Genomic DNA, 14,268 nt, shown 5'->3' with positions numbered 1-14,268 from the left:
TTCTATTTATATATATTGAGTTCCTTTCGGAAACGTTTTGTATTTGTATATTAATGTTAATTGCAAAGATAAATCTAAAAATAATATTTTAGGGTTTGCATTTCTTTCTACAAAATAATGCGTTTCCTCAAATAGATTTATTGTTTCTTCAATTTGTTCTATGCTATAATGTACTGCAAATTTTTGGACAAAATCCAATTCTTTGGCAGGTAAAAATACGAGACTGGCGAGACCTTCCTTAATCAAAATAATCTGCCGCATCATATTGATCGCGTAAAAAAGAAAGGTCTTTTGATTTTCGCGACCCATTTTGGACAAGTCCTCTTCAACTAAAGAAATCATGTTTGTTCCTGCGTCCGATACGATAAATCGTAGCCAGTTTACCAGAATACCAAAATGATTATTGGTCTGTGTATTGAGTTGATTAAGCGCTTCCTGTAAGTTTCCATCAGCTATAAAAGCTATTTCAGATGCTTCCTGATCAGAAAGATGTTGCGCAGTCTTCAAATACTGTGAGACTTCGGTATGATCTAGTTTCTTAATTTTGACCAGCTGTGTCCGAGAAATAATGGTATTTAAAATTTTATCTTGATTCTCTGCAACCAAAATAAATAACGTTTTTTCAGGTGGTTCTTCAATCAATTTTAATAATGCGTTGCCTTGGGTATCCAAGTATTCGGGCAACCACATGATCAAAACTTTATACTCAGCCTCAAAAGCTTTAAGACTCAATTTCTTGATGATACCATGTGCTTCCGCAATATTAATATTGACCTGTTTATTATCTGCATCCAACTGATTTCGCCAGTATTCCAAACCCATATAGGGATTGGTTAAAAAAGACTTTCGCCAGTTTTCAGCATAGTCTGTGGCTGTATCTTCTTTGTGTTTGGCAATAAAAGGATAAGACATGTGCAAATCTGGATGAATCAGCTTGCCATATTTTCGGCAAGAGGCACATTCGCCACAACTATCCGTAGCTTGTTTGTTTTCACAGTTTAAAAACTGAGCATATGCATAGGCTAGAGCAAGGCTTCCGGAGCCCTCTGGGCCTAGAAATAATTGCGCATGGCTCACACGGTTTTCATGAACCGTACGAACAAGATGTTCTTTGATGTCTTTATGCCCAATGATATCTTTAAACTGCATACACTATTGCTATTATACAAATGTAATAAATATTGTGATTTATCAGGGTGAATTTGCTTTCTATACTTTTGAAAGCGTGCTTATTAATTGAAATACAATCGCTTATTTAAGTGCAATAAATCTTCGTATGTGGAAAGAAAGGCATTTACAAATCTCAAAAATATTGATTAATTTGTGTATTATTGCACATAATAATTAGTAATTAGGAAATGAGATTCATTGTATCAACATCAATTTTATTAAAGCAGTTACAAGCTATCAATGGAGCATCTAGTACAAGTACTGTTTTACCAATATTGGAAAACTTTCTTTTTGAAATAAAAGACAATAACTTGACTATTTCTGCTACGGATTTGCAGACGAGTATGGTTACTTCTTTGCAGATTGAAGCAAAAGAAGAAGGAAGAGTAGCTATGCCTTCTAAGATTTTGATAGAAACACTAAAAACTCTCCCAGATCAGCCCGTTGCTTTTTCAGTAGACATGAATACATTGGCTATTGAAATCAGTGCAGGTGATGGTAAATATAAATTGAGCGGAGAAAATGCAGATGATTTTCCTAAAATTCCTTCTATTGATAACGGATCTATTATAGAAATGCCAGCTCCGGTTCTTTCGGAAGCTATCAGTAAGACTATCTTTGCGGTAAGTAACGATGAATTGAGACCAGCGATGTCTGGGGTTTTAGTGCAATTGGCTGAGAAAAATGTGACTTTTGTTTCTACAGATGCACATAAATTGGTACGTTACACGAGATCGGATATCAGTGCTGAAAAACCTGCTTCACTTATTCTACCTAAGAAAGCACTTTCTTTATTAAAATCGTCATTACCATCGGATGATACAAAAGTATCTATCGAATATAATCAGACTAATGCATTTTTTAGTTTTGGTAATATCAATCTGATCTGTCGTTTGATCGATGAGCGTTACCCTGACTATGCTGCGGTAATTCCTCAGGTCAATCCAAATAAGCTGACGGTTGATAGATTACTTTTCTTAAACACTTTGAGAAGAGTTGTTATTTTCGCAAATAAGACAACACATCAAGTACGATTGAAGATATCAGGTAGCGAATTGAATATCTCTGCTGAAGATTTGGATTTCTCCAACGAAGCACACGAGCGTTTGTCTTGTCAATTTGAGGGAGATGATATGGAGATCGGATTTAACGCTAAATTTTTGGTTGAAATGTTAAATAACCTTGAAAGCGAAGAGGTTGTTATCGAAATGAGTACACCAAACCGTGCCGGTTTATTGATTCCTGCGACGTCTGAAGATCATGAGGATATTTTGATGTTGGTTATGCCAGTGATGTTAAATAACGCTTAATCTTCTTATCGGTTTTGGAAATAATTACACATCTTATTGACTTTATTCTCCATATTGATAAACATTTGGTTGAAATTGTCAATGATTATCAATTATGGACATATCTTATTTTGTTTCTTATCATTTTTGTGGAAACGGGTGTGGTCGTAATGCCTTTTTTACCGGGAGATTCTTTGCTGTTTGCTGGCGGAATGCTTGCTGCACAACCGAATGAATTGAATGTTTGGTTGATGATATTGATTCTGCTGATTGCTGCAATATCAGGCGACTCTCTTAACTATTCCATCGGAAAGCATTTTGGGATGCGATTGACAAAATTCAAACTTTTTGGAAAACAGGTTGTCAAGGATGAACAGATTGCCAAGACACACGCTTTCTATGAAAAGTATGGAAGTAAAACGATTGTCATAGCTCGTTTCGTACCCATTGTACGTACTTTAGCACCATTTGTTGGTGGTATTGGCAAGATGAATTATGGTACTTTCATTACTTACAATATAGTAGGAGCAGTGTTGTGGGTGGGTGGCATAACATTAGCCGGCTATTTTTTGGGTAATATTCCAATTATTCGAGATAACTTTTCGAAAGTGGTACTACTGATCATTTTTATTTCAGTACTGCCTATTATATTTGAGTTGGTAAAAGAAAAAATAAAAACTAAAAAGGGAGTTCAATAGGACTCCCTTTTTTTATTTATCAAATATGGAGATTGTTTCTCAGCTGGTCGATTTTATCCTACATATTGATCAACACCTGTTGCAGATTGTCAATACCTATGCTGGATGGACTTATTTCATTCTATTCTTGATTATCTTTGCTGAAACAGGATTTGTGGTTACACCATTCCTTCCGGGAGATTCAGTATTATTTGCATTGGGAGCCATTATTGCCCGACCAGAAAGCAATCTTTCACTGTCACTTTTCCTATTTATTCTAATATGTGCGGCTATTTCTGGCGATTTTGTGAATTATGAGATAGGTAAATATTTTGGAATTCGAGTTTTTAAACCAGACTCAAAAATTTTTAAACCATCCTATCTTCAAAAAACACAAGATTTCTATGCAAAATATGGTACTAAAACCATTGTTTATGCTCGTTTTGTACCTATTGTCCGAACCTTTGCCCCTTTTGTAGCTGGTATTGGCAAGATGCCATACCGCATTTTTGGCAAATACAATATAGTAGGTGGTATATTATGGGTATCGTTATTTATTCTAGCGGGTTACTTTTTTGGGCAGATTCCTTTTTTCAAGCAGAATTTTTCCCTAGTTGTATTAGCTATCATATTTATTAGCCTAATACCCATGTTGATACAGTTTTTAGCGGTTAAAAGGTCAAAAAAAGATTAAACGTTAAATACTAAAGTCAGTCTTTTAAGGTTAAAGGATTGATATGAAATACTTCATTTTAGCATTTACCTTATTTGTCGCACAGCTTGCTTTGGGGCAACGTGTCTCTGTCGATCGGCGTCAAGCAAAAGAGGCTTACGATCTGTTGAATAAAATTCGAACAAATCCTGAAAAATATAAAAGGGAATTAAAACTTTTCAATCTACAAAAGATTACTCGAACAAAGCTTAATTGGAACAAGCAGCTTGCCGAAGTTGCAGAATATCGAGCTAAAGATATGGCCAAACGGTCTTATTTTGATCATGTCTCTCCTGAAGGCTATGGACCCAATTATTTTATCGAAGAAGCCGGATACGAGTTAAATCAGTCTTGGCTAAAGAAAAGGAGTGCCAATAATTTTGAATCCATTGCTGCCAATCGTGCTAGTGCAACCGATGCTGTTAAAGCATTAATTATCGGAAGAGAAGCGCCAGGTTATCATCACCGTACGCATTTATTGGGTATGGATCAATGGAACGGATCACTATATGATATCGGGATTGGTTATGTGAAGTGCAAGGGAGCTAGTCCTTATGAAAGCTATCTCGTTGTTATTATTGCAAAGCATGACTGGTAAATATCTATCCTATTTGGAGGTAATTTGAGGAGTATCAGCAATTAATCTATGTTGCGCCTTCAACTTTTATTCGAAAAGTCATACCTTTGCATATGATAAAATCCATGACAGGATATGGCACGGCTTCCAAAGAGAACGGTAAAGTCAAATATAGTGTCGAAATAAAGTCCTTAAATTCAAAATTCCTTGAATTAAATCTTCGTCTGCCCAAAGTAGTTTCGGACAAAGAATTGACCTTGCGTACTGAATGCAGTAAGCTTATTGAACGCGGAAAAGTTAATCTGAACGTAACCGTAGAATATGCTGATCAAACAGCCAAGGCTTCATCTATCAATGCTGATTTACTAAAAAAATATTATGGTCAATTGCAGCAGATCGCAAATGAGCTAAATGATACGAATGTCAATCTATTCGAATTGGCGTTAAATATGCCTGAAGTTGTTACCAACAATGACGATACCGTTGATGATGAAGAATCTAGCGTATTGATGGATGCTTTTTATGATGCGGTAAGACATTTCAATACATTCCGTGAAGATGAAGGAAATGTATTGGCTCAAGATCTAAAAAAGAGAGCTGAAATGATTTTGACCTATTTGGGCGAAGTGGAAGCACTTGAAGTTGAACGTATCCCTTTGATCAGACAACGTATAGAGCAATTTCTCAATGATAGTGTGGGTAAAGAGAATGTAGATCAGAATCGTTTTGAACAGGAGCTTGTTTATTATATCGATAAATTAGATGTCACTGAAGAGAAAGTTAGGTTGCGTTCCCACTGTAACTACTTTCTAAAAGCCTTTGATTCTGACGATTCAAATGGTAAGAAACTAGGCTTTATCTCTCAAGAAATGGGCCGTGAAATCAATACTTTGGGATCTAAAGCTAATCACGCCGGTATACAGCAGATTGTGGTTAGAATGAAGGAAGAATTAGAAAAAATAAAAGAGCAGTTGCTCAACGTATTATAAGGATGAGCGGTAAATTAATTATTTTCTCAGCACCGTCGGGCGCGGGAAAAACAACTATAGTAAGAGACCTTTTAAGTAAACATGGCGATAAAATAGAATTTTCTATTTCTGCGAGTACCCGTGATCCAAGGGGACAGGAAGTCGATGGAAAAGACTATTACTTTATGTCCAAAGAAGAATTTTTGCATAAAGTTGCCAAACAAGAGTTTATCGAATTTGAAGAGGTCTATTCAGGTACATTTTATGGTACTTTGCGTTCCGAAATTGAACGTATCTGGAAAGAGGGTAAAAATGTTATTTTCGATATTGATGTCGTTGGAGGATTACGTCTGAAATCTAAATTTCCAGAGCAGGCAATCTCTATATTTGTGCAACCACCATCATTAGAAGTACTTAAAGAACGTCTAACTGGACGTGGCACAGATTCGGAGGAAAAACTACAGGAAAGATTTGCCAAAGCGGAATTGGAACTAACCTATGCGAATAAGTTTGATGTAATCCTGAAAAATTTTGATTTAGCTACAGCTTGTGCCGACGCAGAAGAAATTGTAATGGGCTTCATCAATAAATAAAGGGCGAAATGAAAAAAATTGGTTTGTTTTTTGGTTCCTTTAATCCGGTGCATGTTGGGCATTTGATTATAGCAAATTACATGGCCAATTTTACTGGACTGGATGAAGTTTGGTTTGTGGTATCTCCACAGAATCCATTTAAGAAAAAATCTACCTTAGCTGATCCATACGATCGTTTAGAGATGTTAAATCTGGCAGTGGAGGATTGTGAACATTTGCGCGTGAGTGATATTGAATTTCATTTACCAGTACCGTCTTATACAATAGATACCTTAACATATCTAAAAGAAAAATATCCAAATAGAGAATTTGTGCTTTTGATGGGGGAGGATATCTTAGAGTCATTGGAGAAATGGAAGAATGCGGAGATTATTTTGCGCGATTATCATATTTATGTATACCCTCGTCCAGGTTATGATGGAAGAAAACTAAAGGATCACCCTTCCATAACCATGACAGATACACCATTAATGGAACTCTCTTCTACTTTTCTGCGAAAAGCGATCAAAGAGAATAAGAATATTCAGTTTTTTACGCCGCAAAAAGTTATTGATTTTATAGATAAAAAGGGCCTTTATTCATAAGGACGGCAAAATATACAACGTGAATCCCTGGATCTCTTAGGAAGTCTGGGGATTTTTGTTTTCTATGTCGTTAGAAAGCTAATTGTGCAGCGCATAGCTTTGGAAAATGTAGATATATCGAAAGTGATACCCTTAAGATCAGAAGGAAATAAAATTTATGGTATTAGGTTTAACAAATGGAATTGTTTTTGGTAGGAATAATTTCTTTACTTTTAAATAGCATTATGTATACTTTATGAGAAGTTTAATTTTATTATTTATTTGCTTAGGTAGTTGGACTTGGGCTTTTGCACAGACAGAAAACGAGGAGGGAAGTAATTATATGATGGATCCCGCAGCTATTGAATTCAGGACAAAGATGACAATACCACCTTATGGTTTGGCAAAGGTGAAAGCTTTGATTGCTAAATTATCTCCTGTAGGGGATAAAGATGGGGGAGAGACTAGTGTGCTTGCTCTTTCTGCAACGGATTTTAAGAATTTAAGTTTACGCGAAAAATTTACCTATACTATGATTCATGCTGAGGTAAATGCCCAGAATTGCGATATTCCAGAAAATCAGAAAGCTATAGACAAGAAAATATTTGGTAAGTTGCTTGGTGGTTTTAATGAAGCTTGGTGGTCGGAAAGACAGACCGATTTTTTACAGGAAAATAGGGATTCGGTTATGAAACTGATTCAAGAGTCTGTCTTGAGAAGCAAACGAATGGGGGTGAATTATAAGGAGACGATTGAACAGATCAATGGCTGGCAAATGATTCCATTTATTATTGAATATGCAAAGAAAACCCCTAAAGATAAGGATGCATTAACTTTGCTGTTGTTACTGATGAAACGTGGCGAGTATAGCGAATTTATGAAGTCTACATCCTTCAAAAAGTTATATGGCGAGACAAGTAATTATTATGCCTATTTGGATTATAATAAGGAGAATGAAGCATTAATATATCGTAGAGCAATGGGGTATTACAATGAAAAAAAAGGTAAATAAAATATGGGCTTGCTGCTTGATCTTGTTAGGCTTTATCAGTAATGTGAGTTTTGGCCAGGAATATAAAGATGTTGCCTGGAATGAACCTCGGTCAAAAGATTCAGCTTATTATGCGATGCGGGAAAAAGAGAGTATACCACCTTTTGGTCTCAAAAAGGTTCAAGGCTTAGTGGAGCAACAATCAAAAAAGCTTCCGGATGGAGCATTGGTAGACTATAACGCAGGAATTTCGAGAGCTGACTTTGATAAGCTGAGCTTTGAAGAGAAGTTTACTTATATAATGATCTATCCTGAAATTTACAGTCAGGCTTGCGCGGAGCGAATGTTTGTATTCGATCCTCAGAACAAAATCTTTGGGCAATTGCTTTTTGTTTATAATGGTGTCTTTTGGAGTGAACGACAACTTCTTTTTATGAAGAAAAATAAAAAAAGAATAATAGATCTGATTATAAACCAAGCGATCCAGAACCATACACTCGGATTGAATTATAAAACAGCATTAATAGAAATTGACGCTTGGGAAAGTATTCCCTTTTTGCTCAGTTTCTATCAAAAGAATCCAAAGGACAAAGATATATTGACTACTTTGCTTCAGTTATTGAAAACGTCAAATTTTGGCGCATTTGAACAGTCTAAAATATACAACAAGTTATACGGAGAAAATACGCATTCTGATAGTTGGATAAATTTTTCAAGTGTCAACGAAGAGTATATTATTGAATCTGCTCAAGCATTATATAAAAAACGTCAAAATCAGTGAGACAAGCACTATCCATATTGATTTTGTTTCTCTTGAGCTATATATCATTAATAGGGCAGGAGAAGGGATATGTTTTGATTCCCGGAGGAGATTACCAACTGGGGGATACAATGAGTCTGGATAATCCGAAAAGAACAGTACATATAGATCCTTTTTGGATTGCTCAATACGAACTGACCAATGCCGAATTTGAAAAATTTGTACAGGCGACGGGCTATCATACTTTGGCAGAACGATATCATAATGCGATGGTATTTGAGCCAGGGCTTGCAGAATTCAGGTGGCTACAAGACAGCACTGCTTATTGGCGTTTCCCTAATGGGGTAAGCCGTGGTGGTATAGTAGACAAAATGGATCATCCTGTCACTTGTATATCTTTTAAAGACGTATTGGCTTATTGCGCTTGGGCTGATTGCAGGTTACCCAGTTTTGAGGAGTGGGAGGTTGCTGCGCGGGCCGGTAGTGATGGACGTTATTTTGAGGGGGTGAATAAAGAAAATATAGGTCAATATGCTAATATATGGCATAGCAGGGATCACCTTAAAGCAGACTATTCGGATGGTTATATGTATACTTCCCCTGTAGGGGCATTCAAACCGAATCCATGGGGACTGTATGATGTCTTTGGTAATGTATTTGAATTTTGTTCGGGCAAGCTAAATAGAGATGGGGAGCGTTATGTGGCTCATGCAAGAGGAGGGTCATGGTGGTGCAGTAGAAATAGCTGTTCGGCATTCAATACAGTCTATATTGGTTCTGTTAGCCCGAATGCCTCATTCAGCAATCTTGGATTTAGGATCGTAAAAAAAGCCTTTACCCCGAAGGATAAAGACTTTTAAAACAAAAAATCTTAAAAGGTTGATTTTTCATCTTCCCATCCAGCCACCATCGACAGTAAGGATGGTACCATGTACGTAATCTGCTGCTTTTGAAGCAAGGAATACAGCAGGTCCTTTAAAGTCTTCCGGCGTCCCCCAGCGTCCAGCAGGTATACGGTCCAAGATAGATTTAGAACGTTCTGGATCGTCTCTCAATGCTTCCGTATTATCCGTTGCAATATAACCTGGAGCAAAACCATTTACATTCACTCCCTTGGAGGCCCATTCATTTGCAAAAGCCTTTACCAATGACCCTATTGCGCCTTTGGAGGCTGCATATCCAGGAACGTTGATACCGCCTTGAAAAGTCAATAACGATGCCGTGAATACAATTTTTCCAGTTCCACGTGAAATCATATCTTTTCCAATTTCCCTTGTCAGGATGAATTGCGCATTTTGATTGATTTCGATAATTTCATCCCAGTACTCATCGGGATGTTCAGCTGCTGGTTTACGCAGAATATTTCCAGCATTGTTGAAAAGGATGTCTATGGTTGGATGCTCCGATTTTACTTTTTCAATAAACTGATAGAGTTCGGTTCTTTTTGAAAAATCACATTGGTAAGCATAAAAATTCCTTCCTAATGCTTGTATGGATCTTTCTACTGCCGACCCTGTTGTCTCCAGCGAAGCCGAAACACCAATGATATCTGCCCCAGCTTCCGCTAATGCTTCGGCTATAGCTTTACCTATCCCTCTTTTACAGCCAGTTACCAAAGCGACCTTCCCGGTCAAATCAAAAGATTGCAGTATGGACATTATTTTGAGTATTTTATCGTTAATGGTTGATTTAAGTTATTTCTAAATTCTTTGATATAAGATTGCCATTGATCAAAACTGGTTATTTTTCCTGCTTTATTGAATGCAGCTCCAGCAAAATAGGTCAAAGGACTGTTGTTTTTGACCGTAGTTGCCAATAAAAACTGTTTTGGACTATCCTTAAATACATATTTTACTTTATTAGGTAAGATCACGGCAGTCCCAGTGATTTTATCACCCTCAGCGGGCTCCCAATAAGCCAAAATACCATTTTTGGTATCGTTTAAGAGTTGAGGTTTATCCTCTTTTCGTTTGGCAAGACCAACGACTACAGGAGTGTTGCTTGAAGTCGTATTTTTGATTGCATAACGTATTTTGTTCAGTTGGCTTCCAGCGTCCAAAGAGACTGTTTTTTCAACTTGTATATGTTGACCCTTTACATTTTCTGGCTCATAGATAAGCTTAAATGTAGTGCGTAAAGGACCATTATCTAGGACTTCGTATTGACGATAATGTTTGTGATAGACTACCTGCTGATCAATAAATGGAGTTGCGTCGCCTACTCCTAGCGTTTGACCCACAGAATAGTAATCTAAACCTTTACCATGATCGGCATGATAATCCCCTGTTTTATACCATTCGTCAATAATAAGGTCATTCGTTCTCTTAGACCAAAAATCAAATCCCTGGGCATCTTCAGAGCTCCCTTCTAATGCTTTTCCATAGGCTCTGAATGCAGCAATGTCATTTTCCCAGGCAAAGTCATCTTTACGTTCGGGGACATAACGCGCAAATGTTTTGGTAGTAACGGTTTTTGGATTATTTCCAGTTACACCAAAAGTCAAAGCACTTTTAGGTGCAATAGATACTTGTATCAGTACATTTTGAGGGGTTGGCTGTCCTAGCTTTTCCAATTGGTAAGCCAGTTCCGCTTTATCCTTGCTATCAACAATCGTAAAGACATTTTTCTTCAACTCGAAATGTTTTTCGAACGTTGCATAGGGAATACTGATCAGCTCTGTTCTAGATACAGCTGAAGGATTTTTAACCGTAATCGTCTTATTGTTTTGGGCAAAGGCGATGCTTGAAAGCCCCAGCGTTAAACTTAGTATGAATGTTCTTTTCATTTGATAATGGATTAAAGAAAAAAGATATCTAAATACTACTTAAGCTCAGTGATAGCGCACTTATCCATATCATCGTAGTCGAGGTTTTCGCCCGCCATACCCCAGATAAACGTATAGTTGGATGTTCCAGCTCCTGAGTGAATTGACCAAGGAGGAGAAATGACAGCCTGATCATTATGCATCCAGATATGACGTGTTTCGTCTATCGGTCCCATAAAATGAGATACAGCCTGACCTTCTGGTAACTCAAAGTAAAAATAAACCTCCATACGACGGTCATGCGTATGCGATGGCATCGTATTCCACACGGATCCTGGCTTTAGCTCTGTCATTCCCATTTGCAGCTGACAGGTCTGTACAACTTTATTCAATAACATTTGATTGATTGTACGGTGGTTGGCTGTTTCCAGAGATCCTAATTCTATTTTATTAGCATCTTCCTTAGTGACCTTTTTGGTCGGATAACTATGGTGCGCTGGTGTTGAGTTTAAATAAAACTTTGCCGGATTCGCACTGTCTTGGCTTGAAAAATAGACATCTTTTGCACCTTGTCCGATATAGAGCGCTTCTTTGGTTTTAAGTTCATACAATGTTCCATCTACCTCTACCTGCCCATTGCCACCGACATTGATAATACCCAATTCTCTTCTAGAGAGAAAGTAAGGTTCTTTTAATAATTCGGGGATTGTTTCTAATTTAATTTTAGAATTTACGGGCATTGCACCACCAGCCATGTAACGGTCATAGTGTGTGTAGACAAAGTTAACTTTATCAGTTTCAAAAACTTTTTCAATGAGAAAATTATCTCTTAATCCTTGTGTATCTAATGTTTTGTATTCTTTAGGCCCGATTGCATAGCGGGATTCAAAATTAATGCTCATAACGGAATGATTTTTCTTTATTTGAAAGCTAAATTTAGGGCTAATATTTCTCAAAAACGATACAATCTTACGCAATCGATGTCGTACTTATGTAAAGGATCTATTAAGACAAATTTTCTTGCGGTTTTTATTTTTCAGATTTGCTAACTTCGTATATGGTAAAGAAGAAACCGAATATTTTAGTTGTTAATGACGATGGTATCACAGCGCCGGGAATTAAGGTGTTGTTAGAAGAAATGCAAAAAATTGGCAATGTGGTTGTTGTGGCACCAGATTCGGCACAATCAGGTATGGGGCATGCGATTACGCTTGGTAGACCACTTCGATTGGATAAAATCAATCTCTATGAGGGAGTTGAGATGTACCAATGTTCTGGAACACCTGTTGACTGTGTCAAGCTCGCTGTTAATAAAGTCTTCAAGGGGCAGAAGCCGGATATCTGTGTGTCCGGTATTAACCATGGGCTTAACAATTCAATTAACGTGTTATACTCTGGGACAATGTCTGCTGCGGTCGAAGGAGCTATCGAGGGAATACCTTCTGTTGGCTTTTCGTTGGATAATTTTTCCCATGATGCAGACTTTAGCTACTGTAGACCTTATGTGATTTCCATAACGGAACAGGTTTTGGCCAATGGCTTACCCAAAAATACACTGCTAAATGTCAACTTTCCACAAACACAAGGATTTAAAGGGATTAAAATCTGCAGACAGGCTGGAGGACATTGGGTAGAGGAATTTGATGAACGTATCGATCCACATAACCGTGATTATTATTGGACGACAGGAAAGTTTGTCTTACAAGACCGTGGAGAAGATACGGATAGTTTTGCATTAGCAAATGGCTATGTTTCAGTTGTTCCTACACAATTCGACATGACTGCACATCATGCTATCCCAGAACTGAATTCATGGAGTTTTGATCATTTGGAAGGTACGACGAAACACAGCAAAGGTGAAAAATAATCTTTGGGTGGGTTCGGGCATAGGAATTGCTTTTCCCTTGCTGGCATTTTTGTTGGTGCATTTCACCGACATCGAACTTCATTTTCTGCCCGAGAAGCCAATGGCAACGTATACCATTGCTGTATTGATCAATTTGATTTTCTTAAGGTTTGCATACCGTTCAGGTAATGATCAGGTAGGGAAAGGAATTATCATCATGACATTTTTAGCCATGATATTATATTTAATTACACATAAAGTGACAGTATAAAACGAAATGTAAAGATATCCGAGCTATACAGCGAAGGATATTTGCGAGGTTTTTATTGTTTATTTTTTAAGAGGAATAAGATGAAATTAACACTGGGGTTTTCTCCTTGTCCGAATGATACATTTATTTTTGATGCTTTGATTCACCATAAAATTGATACAAAGGGGTTGGATTTTGATGTGGAATATCAGGACGTTGAGACATTAAATTTGAAGGCATTTCAAGGAGATCTGGACATCACCAAACTGAGTTATCATGCTTTTGCTTATGCCGTTGAAGACTATGAATTATTGGATGCCGGTAGCGCTTTGGGCTTTGGTGTAGGGCCTATGCTGATCACAAAAGATGCGACTTTGGCCGAAGTGCTCCAAGCGAAGCTAAAAAGTGGTGACGGTTTGGGTGAATTTGATAAGTTAAAGGTGGGATATCCGGGGAAGTTTACAACAGCAAATTTTCTGTTGGGGCTAGCATTTCCGGAATTAACCAATAAAATAGAGCTGGTCTTTTCTGATATTGAGGGTGCTCTATTAGATGGTTCAATTGATTTGGGACTGATTATTCATGAAAATCGGTTTACCTATTCAGAAAAAGGACTGTATAAAGTGGTCGATTTGGGAGAGTATTGGGAAAATACGACAAAATTTCCGATTCCGCTTGGTGGTATTGTCGTAAAACGTTCGTTGCCGAAAGATGTGAAAGACACTCTTAATACAATTTTAAAAGAAAGTGTTGAATTTGCTTTTGCAAATCCAAAGTCCGGATTGGAGTTTATCCGTAGTCATGCACAAGAGATGAGTGAGGAGGTGATGTATAAGCATATTGAACTGTATGTCAATAAATATTCCGTTGAATTGGGTGTCGAAGGACGTAATGCAATTACCAAAATGTTTGAAAAGGCTCAGGAAATGGGTTTTATCCCACATTCGGATAAAAAACTGTTTCTTTCATAACATCATCACTGATATTTAGTAGCCGTATAAGTAGGCCGCTTGTGCAGGAACTAAGTCTACCAGTTTGGTTTCAAATGCGGCTATTTTGGGTTTAGAGAGCAAATAATCAGGATACCGAGCATATGAGATACCCGATA

General features: G+C 37.3%; 17 protein-coding genes. 13 read left to right on the top strand and 4 right to left on the bottom strand.

The genetic code is table 11. The annotated features are described in order from the left end of the window. Nucleotides 1-6: 6 nt before the first annotated feature. Nucleotides 7-1,149, bottom strand: a complete 1,143-nt coding sequence (locus DFQ12_RS22340) for a DNA polymerase III subunit (RefSeq protein ID WP_120261282.1) — start codon at nt 1,147-1,149, stop codon at nt 7-9. Nucleotides 1,150-1,358: 209 nt separating this feature from the next. Here DFQ12_RS22340 and dnaN point away from each other — a divergent pair, with 209 nt between their 5' ends. The 10 genes from dnaN (at nt 1,359) to DFQ12_RS22290 (ending at nt 9,160) form a co-directional block, all read left to right on the top strand. After that, entirely contained in the window at nt 1,359-2,480 is a 1,122-nt protein-coding gene (gene dnaN / locus DFQ12_RS22335) for a DNA polymerase III subunit beta (protein WP_104384747.1), read from the top strand. Between the two features lie 14 nt (nt 2,481-2,494). Continuing rightward, the gene (locus tag DFQ12_RS22330; RefSeq protein ID WP_120261281.1) at nt 2,495-3,157 is read left to right on the top strand and encodes a DedA family protein; all 663 of its coding nucleotides are present in this window, start codon (nt 2,495-2,497) and stop codon (nt 3,155-3,157) included. Between the two features lie 25 nt (nt 3,158-3,182). After that, a complete protein-coding gene (locus DFQ12_RS22325; RefSeq protein ID WP_120261280.1) occupies nt 3,183-3,830 on the top strand; it encodes a DedA family protein in 648 nt (215 codons plus the stop codon). A 43-nt stretch (nt 3,831-3,873) separates the two neighbouring features. After that, nucleotides 3,874-4,446 carry a CAP domain-containing protein gene (locus tag DFQ12_RS22320; protein WP_120261279.1) on the top strand — a complete coding sequence of 191 codons (573 nt, stop codon included), beginning with the start codon at nt 3,874-3,876 and terminating at the stop codon, nt 4,444-4,446. A 92-nt stretch (nt 4,447-4,538) separates the two neighbouring features. After that, a complete protein-coding gene (locus DFQ12_RS22315; protein WP_120261278.1) occupies nt 4,539-5,414 on the top strand; it encodes a YicC/YloC family endoribonuclease in 876 nt (291 codons plus the stop codon). Between the two features lie 2 nt (nt 5,415-5,416). Next, complete coding sequence (gene gmk, locus DFQ12_RS22310; protein WP_120261277.1) at nt 5,417-5,986, top strand: guanylate kinase; 570 nt, start codon at nt 5,417-5,419, stop codon at nt 5,984-5,986. 8 nt (nt 5,987-5,994) lie between these two features. After that, nucleotides 5,995-6,570 (top strand): nicotinate (nicotinamide) nucleotide adenylyltransferase, encoded by a 576-nt coding sequence (gene nadD, locus DFQ12_RS22305; RefSeq protein WP_120261276.1) that lies wholly within the window; start codon nt 5,995-5,997, stop codon nt 6,568-6,570. Nucleotides 6,571-6,805: 235 nt separating this feature from the next. Then, entirely contained in the window at nt 6,806-7,561 is a 756-nt protein-coding gene (locus DFQ12_RS22300) for a hypothetical protein (RefSeq protein WP_120261275.1), read from the top strand. Next, on the top strand, nt 7,542-8,321 hold the full coding sequence (locus tag DFQ12_RS22295; protein ID WP_120261274.1) for a hypothetical protein: 780 nt from the start codon (nt 7,542-7,544) through the stop codon (nt 8,319-8,321). The genes DFQ12_RS22300 and DFQ12_RS22295 overlap by 20 nt, the downstream gene beginning before the upstream one ends. Next, the gene (locus tag DFQ12_RS22290) at nt 8,318-9,160 is read left to right on the top strand and encodes an SUMF1/EgtB/PvdO family nonheme iron enzyme (RefSeq protein ID WP_208642603.1); all 843 of its coding nucleotides are present in this window, start codon (nt 8,318-8,320) and stop codon (nt 9,158-9,160) included. The genes DFQ12_RS22295 and DFQ12_RS22290 overlap by 4 nt, the downstream gene beginning before the upstream one ends. A gap of 27 nt (nt 9,161-9,187) precedes the next feature. Here DFQ12_RS22290 and DFQ12_RS22285 read toward each other — a convergent pair whose 3' ends face one another. The 3 genes from DFQ12_RS22285 to kduI are packed head-to-tail and all read right to left on the bottom strand — an operon-like array spanning nt 9,188 to nt 11,966. Continuing rightward, the gene (locus tag DFQ12_RS22285; protein ID WP_208642610.1) at nt 9,188-9,952 is read right to left on the bottom strand and encodes an SDR family NAD(P)-dependent oxidoreductase; all 765 of its coding nucleotides are present in this window, start codon (nt 9,950-9,952) and stop codon (nt 9,188-9,190) included. A gap of 5 nt (nt 9,953-9,957) precedes the next feature. Beyond that, nucleotides 9,958-11,085, bottom strand: a complete 1,128-nt coding sequence (locus DFQ12_RS22280; protein WP_120261272.1) for a DUF4861 family protein — start codon at nt 11,083-11,085, stop codon at nt 9,958-9,960. A 35-nt stretch (nt 11,086-11,120) separates the two neighbouring features. Continuing rightward, entirely contained in the window at nt 11,121-11,966 is an 846-nt protein-coding gene (gene kduI / locus DFQ12_RS22275; protein ID WP_120261271.1) for a 5-dehydro-4-deoxy-D-glucuronate isomerase, read from the bottom strand. A 155-nt stretch (nt 11,967-12,121) separates the two neighbouring features. Between kduI and surE the strand changes: the two genes are divergently transcribed. The 3 genes from surE (at nt 12,122) to DFQ12_RS22260 (ending at nt 14,131) form a co-directional block, all read left to right on the top strand. After that, the gene (surE, locus tag DFQ12_RS22270) at nt 12,122-12,931 is read left to right on the top strand and encodes a 5'/3'-nucleotidase SurE (protein ID WP_120261270.1); all 810 of its coding nucleotides are present in this window, start codon (nt 12,122-12,124) and stop codon (nt 12,929-12,931) included. Next, nucleotides 12,921-13,181 (top strand): hypothetical protein, encoded by a 261-nt coding sequence (locus tag DFQ12_RS22265; protein ID WP_120261269.1) that lies wholly within the window; start codon nt 12,921-12,923, stop codon nt 13,179-13,181. Before surE ends, DFQ12_RS22265 begins: the two co-directional genes overlap by 11 nt. A gap of 80 nt (nt 13,182-13,261) precedes the next feature. Then, nucleotides 13,262-14,131 carry a menaquinone biosynthesis family protein gene (locus DFQ12_RS22260; RefSeq protein WP_120261268.1) on the top strand — a complete coding sequence of 290 codons (870 nt, stop codon included), beginning with the start codon at nt 13,262-13,264 and terminating at the stop codon, nt 14,129-14,131. Nucleotides 14,132-14,268 lie beyond the last annotated feature (137 nt).

This window comes from Sphingobacterium detergens, from assembly GCF_003610355.1.
Taxonomy (GTDB): domain Bacteria; phylum Bacteroidota; class Bacteroidia; order Sphingobacteriales; family Sphingobacteriaceae; genus Sphingobacterium; species Sphingobacterium detergens.
This window is presented reverse-complemented; position numbering and strand designations above follow the sequence as displayed.

Coding starts and splice junctions, on each gene's coding strand:
- DFQ12_RS22340 (WP_120261282.1), bottom strand. CDS start 1,149: ATGCAGTTTAAAGATATCATTGGGCATAAAGACATCAAAGAACATCTT.
- dnaN (WP_104384747.1), top strand. CDS start 1,359: ATGAGATTCATTGTATCAACATCAATTTTATTAAAGCAGTTACAAGCT.
- DFQ12_RS22325 (WP_120261280.1), top strand. CDS start 3,183: ATGGAGATTGTTTCTCAGCTGGTCGATTTTATCCTACATATTGATCAA.
- DFQ12_RS22320 (WP_120261279.1), top strand. CDS start 3,874: ATGAAATACTTCATTTTAGCATTTACCTTATTTGTCGCACAGCTTGCT.
- DFQ12_RS22315 (WP_120261278.1), top strand. CDS start 4,539: ATGATAAAATCCATGACAGGATATGGCACGGCTTCCAAAGAGAACGGT.
- gmk (WP_120261277.1), top strand. CDS start 5,417: ATGAGCGGTAAATTAATTATTTTCTCAGCACCGTCGGGCGCGGGAAAA.
- nadD (WP_120261276.1), top strand. CDS start 5,995: ATGAAAAAAATTGGTTTGTTTTTTGGTTCCTTTAATCCGGTGCATGTT.
- DFQ12_RS22300 (WP_120261275.1), top strand. CDS start 6,806: ATGAGAAGTTTAATTTTATTATTTATTTGCTTAGGTAGTTGGACTTGG.
- DFQ12_RS22295 (WP_120261274.1), top strand. CDS start 7,542: ATGAAAAAAAAGGTAAATAAAATATGGGCTTGCTGCTTGATCTTGTTA.
- DFQ12_RS22280 (WP_120261272.1), bottom strand. CDS start 11,085: ATGAAAAGAACATTCATACTAAGTTTAACGCTGGGGCTTTCAAGCATC.
- kduI (WP_120261271.1), bottom strand. CDS start 11,966: ATGAGCATTAATTTTGAATCCCGCTATGCAATCGGGCCTAAAGAATAC.
- surE (WP_120261270.1), top strand. CDS start 12,122: ATGGTAAAGAAGAAACCGAATATTTTAGTTGTTAATGACGATGGTATC.
- DFQ12_RS22260 (WP_120261268.1), top strand. CDS start 13,262: ATGAAATTAACACTGGGGTTTTCTCCTTGTCCGAATGATACATTTATT.